Source organism: Pantoea sp. GbtcB22, assembly GCF_019091025.1.
Classification (GTDB): Bacteria; Pseudomonadota; Gammaproteobacteria; order Enterobacterales; family Enterobacteriaceae; genus Pantoea; species Pantoea leporis.
In genome coordinates, this window is record NZ_JAGXKB010000008.1 from 15,387 (window position 1) to 30,540 (window position 15,154).

13 protein-coding genes are annotated in these 15,154 nt (G+C 56.6%); 8 read left to right on the forward strand and 5 right to left on the reverse strand.

The window, feature by feature from the left end; translation table 11 throughout:
- Nucleotides 1–43 precede the first annotated feature (43 nt).
- Nucleotides 44–943 (reverse strand): LysR family transcriptional regulator, encoded by a 900-nt coding sequence (locus tag KVT28_RS20235; RefSeq protein WP_101762793.1) that lies wholly within the window; start codon nucleotides 941–943, stop codon nucleotides 44–46.
- A gap of 115 nt (nucleotides 944–1,058) precedes the next feature.
- On the opposite strand from KVT28_RS20235, the gene KVT28_RS20240 reads away from it, so the two are divergent.
- A complete protein-coding gene (locus KVT28_RS20240) occupies nucleotides 1,059–1,817 on the forward strand; it encodes an SDR family NAD(P)-dependent oxidoreductase (protein WP_110867712.1) in 759 nt (252 codons plus the stop codon).
- An 82-nt stretch (nucleotides 1,818–1,899) separates the two neighbouring features.
- On the opposite strand, the gene KVT28_RS20245 is transcribed toward KVT28_RS20240, so the two are convergent.
- Complete coding sequence (locus tag KVT28_RS20245; protein ID WP_110867711.1) at nucleotides 1,900–2,748, reverse strand: PhzF family phenazine biosynthesis protein; 849 nt, start codon at nucleotides 2,746–2,748, stop codon at nucleotides 1,900–1,902.
- Between the two features lie 113 nt (nucleotides 2,749–2,861).
- Between KVT28_RS20245 and KVT28_RS20250 the strand changes: the two genes are divergently transcribed.
- Nucleotides 2,862–3,485: a glutathione S-transferase family protein gene (locus KVT28_RS20250; protein ID WP_101762777.1), complete on the forward strand. Its 624-nt coding sequence runs from the start codon at nucleotides 2,862–2,864 to the stop codon at nucleotides 3,483–3,485.
- Here KVT28_RS20250 and KVT28_RS20255 read toward each other — a convergent pair.
- Nucleotides 3,452–4,942 carry a PLP-dependent aminotransferase family protein gene (locus tag KVT28_RS20255; protein WP_137386740.1) on the reverse strand — a complete coding sequence of 497 codons (1,491 nt, stop codon included), beginning with the start codon at nucleotides 4,940–4,942 and terminating at the stop codon, nucleotides 3,452–3,454. The genes KVT28_RS20250 and KVT28_RS20255 overlap by 34 nt on opposite strands.
- A gap of 136 nt (nucleotides 4,943–5,078) precedes the next feature.
- Here KVT28_RS20255 and KVT28_RS20260 point away from each other — a divergent pair, with 136 nt between their 5' ends.
- Complete coding sequence (locus tag KVT28_RS20260) at nucleotides 5,079–5,672, forward strand: LysE family translocator (RefSeq protein ID WP_217549808.1); 594 nt, start codon at nucleotides 5,079–5,081, stop codon at nucleotides 5,670–5,672.
- 54 nt (nucleotides 5,673–5,726) lie between these two features.
- Here the strand turns inward: KVT28_RS20260 and mqo are convergent, their stop codons facing one another.
- A complete protein-coding gene (gene mqo / locus KVT28_RS20265) occupies nucleotides 5,727–7,337 on the reverse strand; it encodes a malate dehydrogenase (quinone) (RefSeq protein ID WP_217549809.1) in 1,611 nt (536 codons plus the stop codon).
- Nucleotides 7,338–7,872: 535 nt separating this feature from the next.
- Nucleotides 7,873–8,112: a DUF1158 domain-containing protein gene (locus KVT28_RS20270; RefSeq protein WP_007891898.1), complete on the reverse strand. Its 240-nt coding sequence runs from the start codon at nucleotides 8,110–8,112 to the stop codon at nucleotides 7,873–7,875.
- A gap of 284 nt (nucleotides 8,113–8,396) precedes the next feature.
- Here KVT28_RS20270 and mntP point away from each other — a divergent pair, with 284 nt between their 5' ends.
- The 5 genes from mntP to KVT28_RS20295 all read left to right on the forward strand — a co-directional run bounded on the left by mntP (nucleotide 8,397) and on the right by KVT28_RS20295 (nucleotide 14,867).
- Nucleotides 8,397–8,969 (forward strand): manganese efflux pump MntP, encoded by a 573-nt coding sequence (mntP, locus tag KVT28_RS20275; protein WP_217549811.1) that lies wholly within the window; start codon nucleotides 8,397–8,399, stop codon nucleotides 8,967–8,969.
- Nucleotides 8,970–9,448: 479 nt separating this feature from the next.
- Nucleotides 9,449–10,456 (forward strand): N-acetyltransferase DgcN, encoded by a 1,008-nt coding sequence (dgcN, locus tag KVT28_RS20280; protein ID WP_192236912.1) that lies wholly within the window; start codon nucleotides 9,449–9,451, stop codon nucleotides 10,454–10,456.
- 1 nt (nucleotide 10,457) lies between these two features.
- Nucleotides 10,458–11,423 carry an N-acetyl-D-Glu racemase DgcA gene (gene dgcA, locus KVT28_RS20285; RefSeq protein WP_217549813.1) on the forward strand — a complete coding sequence of 322 codons (966 nt, stop codon included), beginning with the start codon at nucleotides 10,458–10,460 and terminating at the stop codon, nucleotides 11,421–11,423.
- 18 nt (nucleotides 11,424–11,441) lie between these two features.
- Complete coding sequence (locus tag KVT28_RS20290) at nucleotides 11,442–13,304, forward strand: ABC transporter ATP-binding protein (protein ID WP_217549815.1); 1,863 nt, start codon at nucleotides 11,442–11,444, stop codon at nucleotides 13,302–13,304.
- 21 nt (nucleotides 13,305–13,325) lie between these two features.
- Complete coding sequence (locus tag KVT28_RS20295; protein ID WP_217549817.1) at nucleotides 13,326–14,867, forward strand: glutathione ABC transporter substrate-binding protein; 1,542 nt, start codon at nucleotides 13,326–13,328, stop codon at nucleotides 14,865–14,867.
- Nucleotides 14,868–15,154: the final 287 nt, after the last annotated feature.

A 15,154-nucleotide genomic window follows, 5' to 3' on the forward strand; every position in this document is an offset into this window, starting at 1 on the left:
ACGATAGTCATCCTGTTCACTGCGAAAATACAATTATAGTCTGCTAAGTTACATATTCCTGCAGGACTTGGCTGAGCCATTCCATAAACACTCGCACGCGGCGCGCCACGTTGCGGCGATGCGGATAAAGCAGCGAGATGGGCATCGGTTTCGCCGGGAAGTGATGCAGCACTTCAACCAGTTGCCCCGATTCAAGCAGCGGTTGCACGCCAATCGCCGGCACCTGAATAATGCCGAGCCCTGCCATACAGGCGGCGCGATAGGTTTCGGTGCTGTTTACCGTCACTACGCCGCCGGTTTGAACGTAATGACACTGTTTGCCATCAAAATATTCAAAGCCCAATGAAGGTTGTCCCAGCTGCTGGGTGTAATGCACCATCGCGTGTTGCGACAGATCTTCCAGCCGCACCGGCATGCCGAAGCGGGAAAGGTAGCCGGGGCTGGCGCAGTTGATCAACGCGTGCGAGCCGATTTTCCGCGCAATCAGCCCGGAATCTTTCAGCTCGCCGACGCGCACCACGCAGTCAAATCCTTCGCGAATCACATCAACCTGACGATCGCTGCTGCTCAACTCAATTTCCAGACCGGGATAGTGCTGCAAAAACTCCGGCAATCGTGGCAGCACAAAGCCGGTCGCCATCGCCACCGACATGTCCACGCGCAATTTGCCGCTTAAGGTGCCGGGATCGTGCTGGAACAGGCTGTCCATGTCGTCGAGCATCGATAGTAAATCGAGGCAGCGATCGTAATAAACCAGGCCGTCCTGCGTCAGATGCACACGTCGCGTGGTGCGATGCAGCAGGCGCGTCCCCATTTGATTCTCCAGCGCCTGCAGCTGGCGGGATACGCTGCCTTTCGGTAAACCTAAGCTTTCTGCCGCACGGGTAAAACTGCCCATTTCTGCCACCCGCACAAAAACCTGCATAGCGTGAATTTTATCCATGTTGTTCACCGATTGTTGTTGTTAGTGAAACAGTGCTGCGTATTCCTCTGCGTTTATAGATCAATTTTTCACGAATATCCTTAACACGTGTTCAATTTTCCAACTGGAGCGAAACATGAGTCATAAAATTGCATTGATTACCGGCGGAAATCGCGGTTTAGGCAAGAATGGGGCGCTGAAACTGGCTGCCAAAGGCACTGATATCCTGTTTACCTATCGCGGTCACGCGGAAGAAGCGCAGGCGGTTGTGCAGGAGATTGAAGCGCTGGGCGCGCGTGCGGTGGCGTTACAGCTGGATGTAGGCGACACAGGCACGTTTGACGGCTTCGTGGCGCAGGTGAGAGAAGCGCTGCAGAAAACCTGGCAGCGCGACAGCTTTGATTATTTAGTGAACAACGCCGGCCACGGTCACTACAAGCTGTTCGCAGAGACCAGCGAAGATGAGTTTGATGCGCTGGTGAATGTGCACTTCAAAGGGCCGTTCTTCCTGACGCAAAAACTGCTGCCGCTGATCGTTGATGGTGGACGCATCCTGAATATCTCCAGCGGTTTAACCCGTTTAACGCTGCCAGGTTCAGGCACGTACGCCTCAATTAAAGGCGCGATGGAAGTGCTAACGCGCTATCAGGCCAAAGAGTTAGGCGAGCGCCATATTCGCGTCAACATTCTGGCGCCAGGCGCGATTGAAACTGACTTCGGTGGTGGTCGCGTGCGTGATACCAAAGATCTCAACGACCATATCGCTTCAGTTACCGCGCTGGGCCGCGTTGGTTTGCCGGATGATATTGGCGATGCCATCAGCGCGATCCTCAGCGATGAAACCGGCTGGATCACCGCACAGCGCATTGAAGCCTCAGGCGGCCAAGGTCTGTAAAAATATAAACTGATGCACATATTCGTAGCGGCGCAATTTATTGCGCAATAAATTGCGCCGCTACGGATGGTGCAGATTACAATTACAGCTCAATCGTCCCGTCAATCACCGTCACGGTTTGGCCACCAATCCAGATCGCTTTATCGCTAAAACTCACCTGAATGCGACCTTCCCGCTGAATCGCGCTGCCCTGACGTGCCCGATAATCGCGCGTTTGCTTGTTAGCCTCGAAATAGCGCGCCAGACAGGCGTTGGCGCTGCCGGTCACCGGATCCTCAGTCAAGCTGCCGTTCTCAACCAGCAATGCGCGTACTTCATACTGCTCGTTTTCGCCCGACGGCAACGCACCAAAAATTGCCGTACCGTTAACCTCAGCATGCTGATGTAAACGGTGTAAATCGGCTGCTGACGGCACCACATCCAGCACCGCTTGCGCGCTACTCATCGGAATCAGCAGCCAGCGAATACCCATATCAACGATGGTCGGCATTTGGCTGAGATCGAAGCATTCACTGTTCAGCGCGCTGCTCATCAGCGCATCACTGAACGGCGTTAATGTGGCGGCAGGCGCGGCAAACGCCAGCGCACCGTCATCGCTGATTTTCACCTCAACCAGACCAACGCCGCACTCCTGCACGATTTTGCCCGGCGTTTTCAGCGGCCAACCGGCTTCCAGCAGCGCATGCGCGGTGCCTAACGTCGGATGCCCGGCAAAAGGCAGTTCACCTTCGACGGTAAAAATGCGCACGCGGTAATCCGCCGCCGCATCCTGTGGCGGCAGCACAAAGGTGGTTTCCGACAGATTGGTCCAGCGCGCAATCGCCGTCAGCTGCGCGTCACTCAATCCCTGTGCATCCATGATCACCGCCAGCGGATTACCTTTAAACGCCGACGAGGTAAACACGTCCACCTGTTTAAATGCGACCTTCATTGTCACTCCTTCCTCGTTGAGGTTGTCTGAAATCGGGATTTACATCCTGCTGATTGCGAAAGGCCAGCAACAGGGCTATGAATAGATTAAGAATTCTGGAATCGGAGTCCGCAATGTTAAAAGTTCTTGGCCGTACTTCATCAATAAACGTGCGAAAAGTTCTGTGGCTGTGCGCAGAACTCGATATTGCGTACGAATTAGAACCCTGGGGCGATGATCCACAATCGCTGCACTCGAAAGAGTTTATGGCACTCAATCCCAACGCCATGGTCCCGGTAATAATCGAGGACGACTTCGTGCTGTGGGAATCCAACGCTATTCTGCGCTATCTCGCCAACAGCAATGGCGGCGAATGGCTCTATCCCGACAATCCCCGCGCGCGCGCGCCAGTTGATCAGTGGATGGATTGGCAAGCCACCGAACTTAACACGTCCTGGCGTTACGCATTTATGTCGCTGGTGCGCAACTCGCCGGCGCATCAGGATCCCCGCTTGCTGGCGGCGGCGGTGAAAGGCTGGACGCACACCATGAACATACTCAACCAGCATCTGGAGAAAACCGGGCGCTATGTCGCAGGCCGCAATTTCTCGCTGGCCGATATTCCGGTTGGGCTGGCGGTGAACCGCTGGTTTGAAACCCCGCTGGAACACCCTGACTTCCCGGCGGTGCAGACTTATTACGAACGCCTGACCGAACGCGAGCCTTACACCACCTGGGGCCGCAACGGCAAACCCTGATCCTGTCCCGGCGCGAGGCCTGTCATTTCACAGGCCAGCGCGCCGGTGCGCTGCAGCGCCCACGTATAACGTTCATCAAACGGGTAGCAGCAGGAGAGGCGCAACGCATGTTTGTAACGATCGCTCAGGGAGTAGAGCGCGCCCGGCGTCACACAGATTTGCTCCTGCAGCAGACGATGAAACATCTCTACGGTATCAATGTTCCCCGGCAGTTCGACCCAAAAAACAAACCCGCCGCGCGGCAGGGTCGCGCGCGTGCCCTGCGGAAAGTGGCGTGCCAGAATCCCGCGCGCCGCATCCAGATTGGCGGCATAGCGCCGACGCAGCGTGCGCAGATGATGATCGTAGCCGCCGCTGGCAAGAAATTCGGCCAGGGTTTCACTTAACAAGCGTGATTCCGCCATCGACGACACCGCTTTCAGGTGAGCGATAGCGTCATGAAAACGCCCGGCAGCAGTCCAGCCGACGCGGAAATCAGGCGCCACGGTTTTGGTAAAGCTGGTGCAGTAAATTACCCAACCCTCGCTATCAAACGCCTTTACTGGCGGCGACAGCGGCCACTCAAACTGCAATTCGTCGTACAAACCATCTTCCAGCAGCGGAACGTGGTAAGTGTTCACTAACTTCGCCAGCCGCTTTTTATTCTCCAGCGGCATCACATATCCCAGCGGGTTCTGCGCGCCGGGCATGGCGATCACCGCCTGAACCCGCTTCTCCTGCAGCAGCATCTCCAGCGCATCCAGCGACAATCCCTGCTGCGGATCGGTAGGAATTTCCAGCGCTTTCAGCCCCAGCGACGCCAGCAGCGGGAACAGGAAGAAATAGGTCGGCGACTCCAAACCAATGCAATCGCCGGGTTTAGTCACCGCGCGCAGCGCCAGCTGGAGTGCTTCCATGCAGCCGTGCGTCAGTGTGATCGCCTGCGGCGGCAAGTTGATGCCGTTGTGCAGGGCACGACGCGCAATCTCCTCCCGTAAGCGCTCACTACCGGGTGGAAGCGCATAGCGTCCGATAATGTCGGGATTCTGGCGCAAAATCGACGCAGTAATTCGCCCGATTCGTGCCGCCGGATAGAAGGTGCCATCCTGCGGACAGGCTAATGAGATATTGGTGTAATCGGGATTATTTTGCGCCGCGAACACTTGCTCAATCAGCTCCAGCTTCTGCGCGCTGGGATCGTTGATTTTTGCCGGTAGCGGTTTTACTGAACGCGTCACGGCGGGCAGCACGCCACGCACGTAATAACCCGACTGCGGCCGCGATTCAATCAGGCCGCGATCTTCGAGGATTTGCCATGCATTGAGCACGGTATTGATACTCACCTGATGCGATTGTGCCACGCGGCGTATCGCCGGCAGCCGTTTACCCGGCTTCAGCGTGCCCTGATGTATCGACTCGGCAAAGCTATCGACCAACTGCTGATACAGCGTTTGACCGGATGAGAGTGGAAGGGACACAAAAGCCTCCGCGCGCGATGGGTACAATTCATTTTTGAGACAACTGTACCCATTACAATAGTGGTTTTGTGTCTCTGTTTCCATTGCAACATACGCATTAGCATGAAGGCATCATTGATTCTTCAGGAAGCGCATCATGCTCGATCCCTCATTCTTCAGCTACGTCACCGTGATGTCGATCACGCCGGGTCCAAATAACCTGCTGCTGGCAACGTCGGGTGTTAACTTTGGTTTTAAACGCACGCTGCCGATGCTGTTTGGCATCCTGCTAGGCTGCGCAATACAGATGCTGCTGGCGAGCGTGGCGCTGGATGCGCTGCTGCACTGGATGGGCGCGATTCGCCTGCCGCTGACGGTAGTCGGCTGTAGCTATCTGCTGTGGCTTTCGTGGAAGATTTTCCGCGCTGGCGCGCCGCAACTGCGTGAACGCCCGCGTCCCATGACGCTAATTGGCGGCATCTGTTTCCAGGCGGTGAATCCCAAAGCCTGGCTGATGGTCACCAACGTGGCGCTGATGTACGCCAACAGTAACGGCGTGCTGACGGTGCTACTGGGATTCGCCGCACTGAATCTGCCGTGCATTTTGATTTGGGCAGCGCTGGGCGATCGCCTTCGCAGCCATCTGCAGGTCGCGTGGAAACGTCAGGCGTTTAACAGTTTGATGGCGCTGTCGCTGGTGGCGACAACTGCGTGGATGTTGTACGACGCGGTGCTGCTGAGCAAGCCATAAAAAAAGAGGCCGCTTTCGCGGCCTCTCATCTTGCCAACATCCGATACTACCTTGTTACTTACCCACCACGTGCGCGGTTTCGCGCGCTTCATCGTTGGCGGCATCGGGTGTAATCACCGGCTCGTAGTCGAGTTGCAGCACGCGACTGGTATCGGCCAGCACTTTCTCGGTCAGTGCGACGTCGCCGTTCAGCTTACGGCCCCACGATGGGATCACCATGCGGATTTTGGTCTGCCACTCCGGTGAACGCATCTGTTCCGGGAAGGCTTTCGCCATCAGCTCGAGCATAATCGGTGCGGCGGTGGAGGCGCCCGGTGAGGCACCCAGCAAGGCGGAAATGGTGCCATCTTCCGAAGTCACCACTTCAGTACCAAGACGCAGTACGCCACCTTCAACGGCATCGTTCTTGATGATTTGCACGCGCTGGCCAGCAGTGACTAAACGCCAATCTTCCTGCTTCGCCTGCGGCACGTAAGCGCGCAACGCTTCCATACGATCGCTGTCGCTTTGCAGCACCTGATCAACCAGATATTTCACCAGGTCGAAACTTTTCAGGCCAACCTGCACCATCGGCTTGAGGTTGCTGGTGTTCATCGCGCCGAACATATCCAGCAGCGAACCCTCTTTGAGGAATTTGGTTGAGAAGGTAGCAAACGGCCCAAAAAGCAGCACCTGTTTGCCATCCAGCACGCGGGTATCGACGTGCGGCACCGACATCGGCGGTGCGCCGACGCTGGCTTTGCCATACACCTTCGCCATATGCTGTTTCACCACGTCAGGATTTTCCGTCACCAGGAATGAACCGCCCACCGGGAAACCGGCGTAGCCTTTCACTTCCGGAATGCCGGATTTCTGCAGCAGCGGCAACGCCGCACCGCCGGCACCGATAAACAGCTGGCGCGTGGTCAGCACACGATTTTCACCGCTGGCCAGATTATGCAGCGTGACCTGCCAGCGACCGTCGCTCAGGCGTTTGATATCACGCACTTCCTGGCGCAGACGCAGGCGGAAATTGGCTTTCTTCTCTAAAGAGGCAATCAGCTGACGCGTTACTTCACCGAAGTTCACGTCGGTACCCATTTCAGTCCAGGTCGCCGCCACTTTCTGTTTGCTGTCGCGGCCGTTCATCACCAGCGGAATCCACTCCGTGATTTGATCGCGATCTTCAGAGTAATTCATGCCGCGGAACAGCGTGCTTTTCTGCAGCGCATTGAAACGCTTACGCAGGAATTCAACGTTATCGTCGCCCCAGACGAAACTCATGTGCGGCGTACTGTGGATAAAGCTTTTGGGATTGCGCAGGTTGCCTTTCTGCACGTGATACGCCCAGAACTGACGCGAAATCTGGAACGATTCATTAATCGCGACCGCTTTGGCGATGTCGATGCTGCCATCCGCCTTCTGCGGCGTATAGTTGAGCTCCGCCAGCGCGGCGTGACCGGTTCCGGCGTTGTTCCAGCCATTAGAGGATTCAACGGCCACATCATCAAGACGTTCAACCATCTCAACTGACCAGTCAGGCTCGAGATCTTGCAGCCATGCGCCCAAAGTCGCACTCATCACGCCTGCGCCAATCAGCAGTACGTCGACGTCTTTTCGTTCCTGAAGGTTTGCACTTTCCATTGAAGCGGCGGCGAGCGCCAGATTTACCGCAGTAGTACTCATGAGGCGACATCTCCTCTCTCTGTTGACCTGAAGCTCAACAGGTTCGCAGGCGAAATAGCCGCGCTTCTTTCGAGCGCGTGGCGCTATCTCTCAAAGGTTAAGACTCAGGTATAAGTCACGGGGACGATAACGGTTAACTGCACGTTATGCATATGCATCCGAATATAACATTCTCGTATCGGAATTAAACGTTTGTTTATTTTTTAAAGGCGGAAATGATTCAGCATAAGAATTAATCAGCTCAACCTCGCGGTCATAAGGGATTTTTATCTCTTAATCAGACGGTTAGCGTAATGCAGTTGTTACGCTATTGTGAGGGGTTATAACGGGGGTGAAAACGGCGAGTGATATGCATCACATTTTAATGTGTTGAAAAATATATGTTTTAACTAGATTGATTATTTATGCGGATTTTATGTTGCGCGATATTTCGCCAGGTCGTGTAAAAGTAATGTTACATTTTTGTGGTGATGAATTGAGGTATGACCGCGTAAAGCTGCCAGAAGAAAAATGCATCACCTTGCCGGAAAAACGATCAGCGCGATCGGCGGCGCCACAGGAAGCGAATGACGAAAAACTCGATCGCGCCCAGCAGCAAAAACCACAAACTAAAGACGATGGTATACAGCTGATTAACATCCATCAAATGCAGGCTTTCCTGCAATTGTTTTGCCAGCTCAATACCAAATGAAGGCGCGGGCAGCAGCAGGGCGGAAAGAAAGCCTAGCAGCAGAATGCCGCCTGGGATGATCAGCGTTTCGAATGGATTATTCATGGTCATTGTCCAAATCAGTTAGCGCGGGCATTAGCGCATAAAACCGCGCTACGGTGCAATCCCCGCGCCGGCTCGCGCTCAGAAATTTCTTCTATTCCATTCACTTAGCGTCAAAAATAGCGGAAGTTAAGAGTTATAGCCTTTGCTATACTTAAATCCCTGATTTTACTGTCTTTTTTTTGGCGTTTTTGCGTGTTAGACTGCGCGCACTTTTTCATTACTGAACAATAAATGCGGACAAGTAGCGGCTTTAACGCCGGTTCCGCGGCATTGATTAAAAACCCATGACATTTATCGCAACCCTGATTTTGGCCTTTGGCATGTCGATGGACGCTTTCGCCGCAGCACTGGGCAAAGGCGCGTCGCTGCATCGCCCAGGTTTCAAAGAGGCGCTGCGAACCGGCCTGATTTTCGGCGTTATCGAAATGTTGACGCCGCTGATTGGCTGGGCAATTGGCCTCGCGGCCAGCCGCTACATCATGGCGTGGGATCATTGGGTGGCATTCGTGCTGTTAACCGTGCTGGGCGGCCGTATGATGATGGAAGGTTTTCGTCAAACCGCTGACGAGCCGTGCGAAGCGCCGCAGCGTCATGGTTTTATGGTGCTGGCGTTAACCGCCGTCGCCACCAGTCTTGATGCGCTGGCCGTCGGTGTTGGCCTGGCGTTCCTGCAGGTGAATATCATCATGACCGCCGTCACCATCGGCGCGGCGACCACTATCATGGCAACCACCGGCGTATTGGTTGGACGCTTTATCGGCCCGGTGATGGGCAATTGGGCGGAAGTGTTGGGCGGAGTAGTGCTGATCAGCATTGGCTGCACCATTTTAAGCGAGCATTTAGGCTGGTTTAACTAACCACGTTGTCGTTGTGCCATTCATGGCGACCTCTTCTTCACATCCGCACTAATCCCCAATTCTGTGATCTACTTCAAAAATAATTGCGGTAAAAACGCTCAGCGGCTATACTTTTTGCGTATTTCTTCAACAATTTTTGAACCAGGTGCTTTATGAAACGCTTTTTCCGCTACGTGTTCCGTTCTTATGTCGAGACTTTCAAACACGTACCGCCGGGTGCTTTAAACTAAGCATTCCGTCAAATACCCTCGATAATCGCGGTCAGGGATCGACCTGTGGTTATCAACGATTTTCTTATCTCTCCAGCCGCTAATCTCCCCATTTTTCCCCTAACTCGCTGATAAAACTCCTCAGCCATTAGATTTCGATCTGGCTATAGCCGCACGTTATACCCCGCTACTAAACAAGCATTCGTCACCCCATCTTCTGCGTGAAATAGTCAATTCAGGCCCTATAAACCGTCTGAAACGAGAAACATCATGCTGATCCCACAACCTTATTTACTCTTCCTCGGCGATGTAACCGATCCACTGGCCGCTAAAACCGCACGCGGCATTCACGTCTGGCGTCCAGAGCAGTGCGTTGGCGAAATCAAACTGCCGGGCTGCACCGTCACGCTTGGCCTCGACGTCCTCGACATCGCCGCTGCCAAAGCGCGCGGTGCCAAAACGCTGGTGCTCGGCACCGCCAATGCCGGCGGTTACTTGCCCACGCATTGGCTCGACACGGTAAAAAGCGCCCTCTCTGCCGGGATGAACGTGGCCAGCGGTTTGCACCATCGTCTGGTGGATGAGCCGGAGCTGGTGGCGTTGGCCAAAGAGTTCGGCGTTGAGCTGTTCGACCTGCGCCACATGCGCCCAAAACTGGAGGTCGGCAGCGGTAAAAAGCGCACAGGTAAGCGTGTACTTACTGTCGGCACCGATTGCTCGGTAGGCAAGATGTACACCTCGCTGGCGCTGGAAGCCGCGATGCGTGAACGCGGCATGCAAGCCGATTTCCGCGCCACCGGCCAGACCGGTATTTTGGTCGCGGGCGAAGGTATCGCGATTGATGCAGTGATTGCCGACTTCATCGCCGGCGCGGTCGAAGCGCTGTCGCCAGCCAATGACGCCGATCACTGGGATATCGTTGAAGGTCAGGGTTCGCTGTTCCATCCTTCCTATGCTGGCGTCAGCATGGGCCTGATCCACGGTGCGCAGCCGCACTGGCTGGTGATGTGCCATGAAATGGGGCGTCCGCATATGCGTCATCTGCCGCATCAGCCAATGGTCAGCCTGAAAGATTGCGTTGAAGCCAACCTGCGCGCAGCGCACGTTACCAGCGACGCGGTTCAGCTGGCCGGTTTCGCCATTAACACCTCGAACTACAGCGAAGACGAAGCGCGCGCCTATTGTGCAGAGATCAGCGCCGAATTCGGCGTGCCTGCCACCGATCCGGTGCGTTTCGGCATTGCGGATATCGCCGCGCTGCTGCAGGAGCGTGGCTAACATGCGGCGCATGCAGATTGAAGTGCTGGAATTGCCGCTGGCGCGTCCGTTCGCCATCTCACGCGGTACGCGCACCGCAGTCACGGTGATTCGCGTGACGCTGGAGCAGAACGGTTTTATTGGCCGCGGCGAATGTACGCCAACGCCGCGCTACGATGAAACGCCAGAAAGTGTCAACGCCGAACTGGAAGCGCTGCGCGCCGACATGGAAGCGGGCCTGAGCCGCCTCGATCTGCAAAGCCGTTTGTCTGCCGGTTCAGCGCGTAATGCGCTGGACTGTGCGCTGTGGCGTCTCGATGCCGCGCTGGCGAAGCACACGCTGTGGCAACAGTGCGAGCGTCGTCAGCCGCCATCGGTGATCACCGCCGAAACTCTCAGCCTCGACTCCATCGAAAACATGGCCGCCGCCGCTGCCGATGCGGTATCACGCGGCGCCATCCTGCTGAAAATCAAACTTAATCGCGACGACATTCTGGAGAAAGTCGCCGCGATTCGTCAGGCCGCGCCGCGCGCCACCTTAATCATTGATGCCAATGAAGCCTGGTCGGGCGTGGATTTGCCCAGCCTGTTCAACGCGCTGGCGAGTTTTAACATCGCGATGGTCGAGCAGCCGCTGCCGGCGGGTCAGGATCAGGCGTTGCAGCGCTTCACGCACCCGATTCCGGTGTGTGCCGATGAGAGCTGCCACACCCGCGAGGACATCGCGCCGCTGCGCAATCGCTACGAGATGATCAATATCAAGCTGGATAAGTGCGGCGGTTTGACCGAAGCGCTGGCGATGGTGGAGGAGGCGCAGAAGCACGATATGCGGTTGATGGTCGGCTGCATGCTCGGTTCTTCACTGGCGATGGAAGCGGCGCTGCCGGTGGCGATTGCCGCTGAACATGTCGATCTTGATGGCCCCATTTGGCTGGCCGCTGATAGCTCGCCCTTCCTTTCTTACGCTCAAGGCCAAATCTGGCTGTAACCCGCATGCGGAGCAACGATGACGGACACTTTACTCACATCCAACGCCGCCAGCGTTGCCAATTCAGAACCGGTGCTCGCGATTCAGGATCTCAGCGTCAGTTTTCGCGGCCGTAGCGGCGAAAATCAGGCGTTGAAGGGCATCAGTTTTAACATTCATCAGGGCGAAATTGTCGCCGTGGTGGGCGAAAGTGGCTCGGGTAAATCGGTCACCTCGCTGGCGGTGATGGGCTTGCTAGCCGCATCCGGGCGTATCGATCGCGGCAGCATGCAGTTCCGCGATCGTCAGGGCCACGCGCATCAGCTTGCCACGCTGAATGAAACCCAGCACCGTGCTTTGCGTGGCCGCGAAATGGCGATGATATTTCAGGAGCCGATGACCTCGCTCAATCCGGTGCTGCGCGTCGGCGATCAGCTGACTGAAGCGCTACGTGACCATCAGATTTGCGACAAAAGTCAGGCCGACGCGCGCGCACGCGAATTACTGCGCCAGGTGCGCATCGCCGATGTGAACCGCGTAATGAAAAGCTATCCGCATTCGCTGTCGGGCGGCATGCGCCAGCGCGTGATGATTGCGCAGGCGCTGGCCTGCGATCCGCAACTGCTGATCGCCGATGAGCCGACCACCGCGCTGGATGTCACGGTGCAGGCGCGCATTCTGCATATCCTGCGCGACCTGCAACGCGAGAAGCAGATGGCGGTGCTGTTCATTACTCACGACATGGGCGTGGTGGCAGAAATCGCCGATCGCGTGGTGGTGATGCTGCGCGGCGAAGTGGTTGAACAGGGCACGGTAACTGAAATCTTCAACGCGCCGCAGCATCCTTACACCAAAGCGTTACTGGCGGCGGTGCCGAAGCTCGGCGATATGCGCGAACACGCATGGCCGCAGCGTTTTCCGCTGTTGGGCAGCAATGCCAGCGATAACAGCGAGCAGCGCACCGCGCGCTATGACGAAACGCCGCTGCTGGATGTGCGTGGCCTGAAAGTGTACTACCCGATTCGCAGCGGGATTTTCTCGGCGCTCACCCATCAGGTGCACGCGGTGGAGCAGATCGACTTCAGCCTGTGGCCGGGTGAAACCCTGGCGATTGTCGGCGAAAGCGGCTGCGGCAAATCCACCACCGGCCGGGCGCTGATGCGGCTGATTAACAGCGACGCCGACAGCATCCATTTCCAGGACAATGAAATCGCCAACCTGAAAGAAGCGCAGTTCCAGCCGCTGCGCCGTGAAATCCAGATGGTGTTTCAGGATCCTTACGCCTCGCTCAATCCACGTCTCACTGTCGGCTTCACCATTGCCGAACCGCTGCTGCTGCACGGCAGGGTGAAATCGCTGGAAGAAGCGTCGCCGCAGGTTGATGCGTTGCTGAAAAGCGTGGGCTTATTGCCGGAACATGCGCGGCGCTATCCGCACGAATTTTCCGGCGGCCAGCGCCAGCGTATTGCGATTGCGCGCGCCATGGCGTTGAAACCCAAAGTGATCATCGCCGACGAAGCCGTCTCGGCGCTGGACGTCTCAATTCAGGCGCAGGTGGTGAACCTGATGATGGATCTGCAACAGCAAACCGGCGTGGCGTGGATTTTTATCTCGCACGACATGGCGGTGGTGGAACGTATCGCTAACCGCGTGGCGGTGATGTATCTCGGCCAGATTGTTGAGCTGGGCCCGCGCCAATCGGTGTTCAACCAGCCACAACATCCTTATACCCAACGTCTGCTGGCCTCGGTGCCGGTGGCCGATCCCCAGAACCGGCAACCCCGCACTTTCGAAGAGGGCGAAATTCCTTCGCCGCTGCGCAAGGTGGGAGAAACGGTCATTAAACCGCGTTATCGCCAGGTTGCTCCGCAACACTGGGTCGCTGATTTTGTTTCGCGCTAACCCTCAATACCAGGAGATTTCATGAATCCGATTTTTCGCCGTACTGCGCTTGCGCTGGGATTGACCCTCTCGCTGGCCGCCGCCGCTCAGGCGCAGGATCTGCGCATTTCGATGTATGCCGATATCACCGGCCTCGATCCGCACGATACCTCCGATAACGTCAGCTACTCGGTGCAGAGCGGCATCTTCGAGCGTCTGTTCCAGTTCGATGCAAAGATGAAGCTGCAGCCGTGGCTCGCCACCAGCTACACCAGCAACGATAGCGCCACCGAATTTACCCTGACGCTGCGTAAAGACGTGACCTTCCAGGACGGCACGCCGTTCGATGCTGAAGCGGTGAAAGCCAACCTCGATCGCCTTGCCGACCAGAGCAAAGGCCTCAAGCGCAACAGCCTTTACAAGATGATTGCTAAGGTAACGGTGCTGGCGCCGGATCAGGTGAAAATCGATCTGAACCAATCGTTTGGTGCCTTCATTAACACGCTGGCGCATCCGTCGGCGGTGATGTGGAGCCCGACGATTCTCAAGCAGTATCCGGAAGAAGCGCAGCTGCGCCTGCATCCGGTCGGCACCGGCCCGTTCAAGTTTGTAACGTGGCAGCCGGGTAAAGCGGTGACGCTGGCGAAATACGACGGCTACTGGCAAAAAGGCTGGCCGAAAGTGGATAACGTGATCTTCTCGCCAAGCCCGGAAGATGCCACGCGCGTTGCGGCGCTGAAGTCGGGCCAGGTGGATGCGATCTGGCCGCTGCCATCCGATCTAATCGCCACCGTGCAGAGCGACAGCAAACTGGCGGTACAGCGCGATCCAAGCATTTATCTCTATTACATGGCGATCAACACTCAGCACAAACCGCTGAATGATGTGCGCGTGCGGCAGGCGATCAACTACGCCATTGACCGCGATCTGTGGCTGAAAGTGGCGTTTGCCGGCATGGGTAAACCGGCCAGTTCGGCGATTCCGGAAGGCGTGCAGTTCTACCAGAAACAAGCTACGCCGAACTACCGCTATGCGCCAGATGAAGCCAAAGCGCTGCTGAAGGCCGCCGGTTATCCGAATGGCCTCGATCTCAAACTGTGGGTCACCAACGCCACCGCCAGCGTGCGTGCCGCGCAGGTGTTAAAAGCGCAGCTGGCAACGGTGGGCATTCGCGCCACGGTCACGCCGATGGATTCCGGCACACGCAACGCCAAACTGTGGGGCGTGAAGGATCCGAAACAGGCGGAATTTGATCTCTACTACGGCGGCTGGTCGACCTCAACCGGTGATGCCGATTGGGCCTTGCGTCCACTCTACGCCACCGAATCCTGGGTGCCGACCTCGTATAACGTTTCGTACTTCAGCAACGCCGAAGCCGACAAAGCGATTGCCGGTGGCTTAGCCACCGCCGATCCGGCCAAGCGTGGTGAAGCCTACGCCGAAGCGCAGAAAGTGTTGTGGAAAGAGGCACCGGTAGCGTTCCTCGGCACGCCAGACAACCTGGTCGGCAAACGCAGCACGCTGAGCGGTGTGTCGATGCTGCCGGATGGTAACTTCCTGTTTAATCAGGCGACGTTTAAGTAAAGGTTGGGTGGGGTTGGGTGCTCGCTGTCCCCCTACGAATGTGCTTGCTGTCCCCTACGAATGTGCTCGCTGTCCCCCTCCTCGGTCCTCCCCCATAAATGGGGGAGGAAGATGCTGCCACATGCAGCTTCATCACTGGCATGTGGCAGCGTCTCCTTCCCCCGCTTGCGGGGGAAGGCCGGGATGGGGGACAGCCAGCACGGTCTGGGGGCAGCCAGCACGGTCTGGGGACAGCCAGCACGATCTGGAGACAGCCAGCACCATCTGGGAGCAACCAGCACTATCCC